The organism is Prevotella sp. HMSC077E09 (assembly GCF_001814685.1).
Taxonomy (GTDB): domain Bacteria; phylum Bacteroidota; class Bacteroidia; order Bacteroidales; family Bacteroidaceae; genus Prevotella; species Prevotella oris.
Genome location: NZ_KV817568.1, coordinates 1 through 3910, shown reverse-complemented (window position 1 = coordinate 3910; position 3910 = coordinate 1). Strand labels below are relative to the sequence as shown.

The 3910-nt window shown below is 40.5% G+C and carries 3 protein-coding genes; 2 read left to right on the top strand and 1 reads right to left on the bottom strand.

All coding sequences use genetic code 11. From position 1 onward, the window contains the following. Positions 1-117: 117 nt before the first annotated feature. Together HMPREF2983_RS07595 and HMPREF2983_RS07590 are read left to right on the top strand one after the other, a co-directional pair. On the top strand, positions 118-1128 hold the full coding sequence (locus tag HMPREF2983_RS07595) for an SIR2 family protein (protein ID WP_246829374.1): 1011 nt from the start codon (positions 118-120) through the stop codon (positions 1126-1128). A 16-nt stretch (positions 1129-1144) separates the two neighbouring features. Then, the gene (locus HMPREF2983_RS07590; RefSeq protein WP_070667601.1) at positions 1145-3190 is read left to right on the top strand and encodes an ATP-binding protein; all 2046 of its coding nucleotides are present in this window, start codon (positions 1145-1147) and stop codon (positions 3188-3190) included. Positions 3191-3248: 58 nt separating this feature from the next. Here the strand turns inward: HMPREF2983_RS07590 and HMPREF2983_RS07585 are convergent, their stop codons facing one another. Beyond that, positions 3249-3668 (bottom strand): plasmid mobilization protein, encoded by a 420-nt coding sequence (locus tag HMPREF2983_RS07585; protein WP_025073330.1) that lies wholly within the window; start codon positions 3666-3668, stop codon positions 3249-3251. Positions 3669-3910: the final 242 nt, after the last annotated feature.

The window sequence follows — 3910 nt, the reverse complement described above, 5'->3', positions numbered from 1 at the left end:
TAGACCCTCCCCACAGGGTTTATCGGTTGCGCCATAGAAACTGCAGCTCAGGAATCAGCGAAAGCTAGTGGTCGTGAGAATGGTAATATTGAGGACCAAATAAGAACAGCAAATGATTTGCTCAGAGGCTTAAAGATCTTAGGAGAAACAGACAAAGCGCAGACATTAGAACAGGAATTGAACTCTATTGTTTCAGAATTTGCAATATCCATACTAAAGTCAGAGAAAGGTATTGCAGTTGCTGTGGAAGAAAAGCGAGAGAACGCCTATCGGGTATTAGTTAATTTTCTTCTAAGTTTTGCAAGTCGCACAGGAAACAAAGAACGGCTTAACATCTTCACAACAAATTACGACCGACTTATAGAAATTGGAGCAGAATTGGCTGGGATTCATCTCATGGATCGTTTCGTAGGGACTATGATGCCTATTTTTCGCTCTTCAAGGCTCAATTTAGATATTCATTACAATCCTCCAGGCATTAGGGGAGAGCCTCGTTATTTGGAAGGCGTAGCACGTCTAACAAAACTTCATGGCTCTGTTGATTGGGTGCAGAATGGTGAAGAGATACGCCGTATAGGGCTTCCATTTGGAGCAAATAGCATTGATCCTTATCTACAGGCTCCTGGATTACATGGTGCAGATGCATTGAAGTTAATGATTTATCCCAACTCCGCTAAAGATCGAGAAACATCCGAATATCCATACGTGGAATTGTTCCGAGATTTTGCGGCTTCTATTTGTAGACCTAATAGTACTTTGGTTACTTATGGCTATGGCTTTGCGGACGAGCATATAAATAGAGTCATTCATGATATGCTCGCAATACCTTCAACGCATCTGGTCATTATTTCATACAATGACCCAATAGGTCGCATCTTAAAGTTTTATTCGGAGTCAGCACATAAAGCTCAGATGTCAGTATTGATAGGGAATAATTTGGGGGATATTACGAATCTTGCCAATGACTACCTACCGAAATCAGCCATTGACAGAGCTACAATTAGAATGGCAGAACTACTACAACACCGTATGGGAGCAGTCTCAAATATAGACAAATCTACCACAACGGTTCATTCTGACTCCCCTATAACAGAGGTATCTGCTTACACAACAAACACTAATTCATAATCCTAATTACATATTTATGTCTACAACGCCCATTGAGTACCTTGCTTCACTGCGTATAGGAACTGTAGAATATATATCTCCAGATAGAATAGAAATACAACTTGATGTAGAGTCTCCAGAGAGTGTAGCTTTGAATACAGGTACACCTCGAAGTTTTCCACGCATCAATGGCTATGTTATGATTCCTATTGACCTTGGCTTTGTAGTCGGACAAGTGTCATGGATTACAATCCAACGTTCTCCTTATCCTAAACGAAGAGGCTTTCAAGACTTTGGGCTGATTGATTTGCCTTTTCCTCTAAGAAAAATGGAACTTCAACCTGTGGGTACCCTTCGTTCTTCCGAAGGTGGTTATAAATTTAAGCGTGGCTTAGAGTCCTTTCCTTCTGTTGGTGATATAGTCATATTGCCCACAGATGAACAGTTGCGTTCTATTGTCGAATCAGGAGATAACCGAAGAGTGTATATTGGCAACAGCCCGTTAGTCGGTAATGCCAAGGTGATGATTGACCCTGATCGTCTGTTTGGACGTCATCTTGCTGTGCTTGGAAATACTGGTAGTGGAAAATCTTGTTCTGTAGCAGGTTTGATACGATGGTCTATTGAAGGTGCCAGAGAGCAACTTGTTGATATGGAAGGGGATGTAAATAGTCGCTTTATTGTATTAGATCCGAATGGGGAGTATAGCAAAGCCTTTGCAGATAAGCCTAATGCAAATATCTACACGGTAAATGTAGAAGGGGAGGCTGAAAAACAACTTGAAGTTCCACTGTGGTTTTGGAATACTGACGAGTGGTGTGGATTCACCAAAGCCTCTCCGAAAACACACAGGACGACAATCGTTCATGCACTAAAGTCGGTAAGAAGTGGAAACGCTTTTGAAGGGCAGACACAAGAGCGAGAGCTGGCAAACTATGTTCGCACTGTTATTGATGCTATTGAGGTCCACAAAGCATCTGGTAACCCTTGGGGAAAATTTCCGTTCCCAAAGAATTTTCATCAATCCGTCGAAAAATGGGCAAGTGGAATTACAGGTGCACAAGAATACTCAGAAGAACTAAATACGGCGATTCAAGCATTTCAAGAACTAGTTGAAACACTAACAAATGCTAGGTCAGGAAAATTTCCTCATTATGATTACACGAAAAAGGAAATAGATGATTTAATAGCCAGATTAAAGGATGTCTATATTAAATCTGGTGGTCGGGAGGAAGAGTTTTTGCCTACAGATGAAGATAGTCCTATCCCATTCACTGGTGATAATTTTGTACGTTCCATAGAGGCTAATGCAGAAATACTCAAAACAACAGATTATATTTATATCGTGACTCTAATGCCTCGTATCAAAACATTACTGACAGATGTACGCGTCAAGAAAGTCATTGATAATGATTCTCTCAAGTTAAGTGATTGGCTAGATAACTATATAGGAGCTAATAATAAAGAATCGCTGACAATAATTGACTTGTCTTTACTTCCATCTGATGTAACGAGTATCGTTACGGCAGTTGTAGCTCGTATGATATTTGAAACACAACAACGTTACCTTAAACTGAATAAGCAATGTCTACCGACCGTTTTGGTTATGGAAGAAGCTCACTATTTTGTCAAGCGATACAATGATGATACAGAAAATACAGGACCAACTATTCAATGTTGTAAAATTTTTGAAAAGATTGCCCGAGAGGGACGAAAATTCGGACTAGGGCTTGTTTTGTCATCACAAAGACCATCAGAATTATCTCCTACTGTCTTGTCTCAATGCAATTCTTTCTTATTGCATCGTATATCTAATGACCGAGATCAAGAACTAATTCATCGTTTATTGCCAGACAATATGAGGGGGATTCTCCGTGAAATGCCATCGCTTCCCTCGCAATATGCAGTGTTGTTAGGCTGGGCATCAGAGTTGCCTATTATGGTAAAAATGCGAACATTGCGTGATGAACAACGCCCACAGTCTAATGATCCTGATTACTGGGATGTTTGGACTGGTAAAAAAACGAGAGAAATAAACTGGGAAAATCTTGCTGATGAGTGGCAAAATAAAGCAGAAAAATAATTTTGAGGCATAGCAAGTAAACAAAGTTCTTTACTATCTAGTACTATAGGATTCGCAATTATCGCCATCTAAATTCATTTGTCAACTCCACGGCTTGCTTTTGCAGATCGTGGAGTTCTTTTGTTAGGCAGCATATCTCTTTTAGAATGGATTCGAAAATCTGCAGTCGCTCTGTGGTGTACAGGATGCGCACCAACTGATTGTAGTTTACCCCAATCTTGTGTACCTCATCTGTAAGCGATGAGAGCTTACGATAATACTCTATTGCAGATTTATCCACTGTTATCACCTTAAAGCTTTCTCCCAATAGCCTTGCCCGTGCAAATTCAGATTTGGAGCGACAGCCTGATTTCCTGTAAAGGTCAATAATTCTCAGTTGGTTTTTCTCTTCGGGTAGACGGAAGTGCCAATCTTCCCACTTGTCAGGGAAATCGCCGCACTTCTTAGAGATGCGTTTCTTTGGTTTTTCGTTATTCATAGGCATCTATTTTTTCTGTTTCTTTAATCACGACTTTGGAGTGATTAAATACCCCTTTCGGGGCAAGGGTCTTTGTGGTACAAACGGCGGTTTGTGTCACAAAGACACACCTTGCCAATATCAAGAAAGAGGTTGATAAGTCCATGTCGTGTTACTGCATTCATTGAATACAGTAACTCGGAGTAGGCTTGCATTCGAGGAATGCAGAACTTCAGAGTTTCCGCCATCTTTCCACATCATCT

Bases quoted from the DNA above. Each gene is read 5' to 3' on its own strand.
- HMPREF2983_RS07585 (WP_025073330.1), bottom strand. From the start codon at position 3,668: ATGAATAACGAAAAACCAAAGAAACGCATCTCTAAGAAGTGCGGCGAT.
- HMPREF2983_RS07590 (WP_070667601.1), top strand. From the start codon at position 1,145: ATGTCTACAACGCCCATTGAGTACCTTGCTTCACTGCGTATAGGAACT.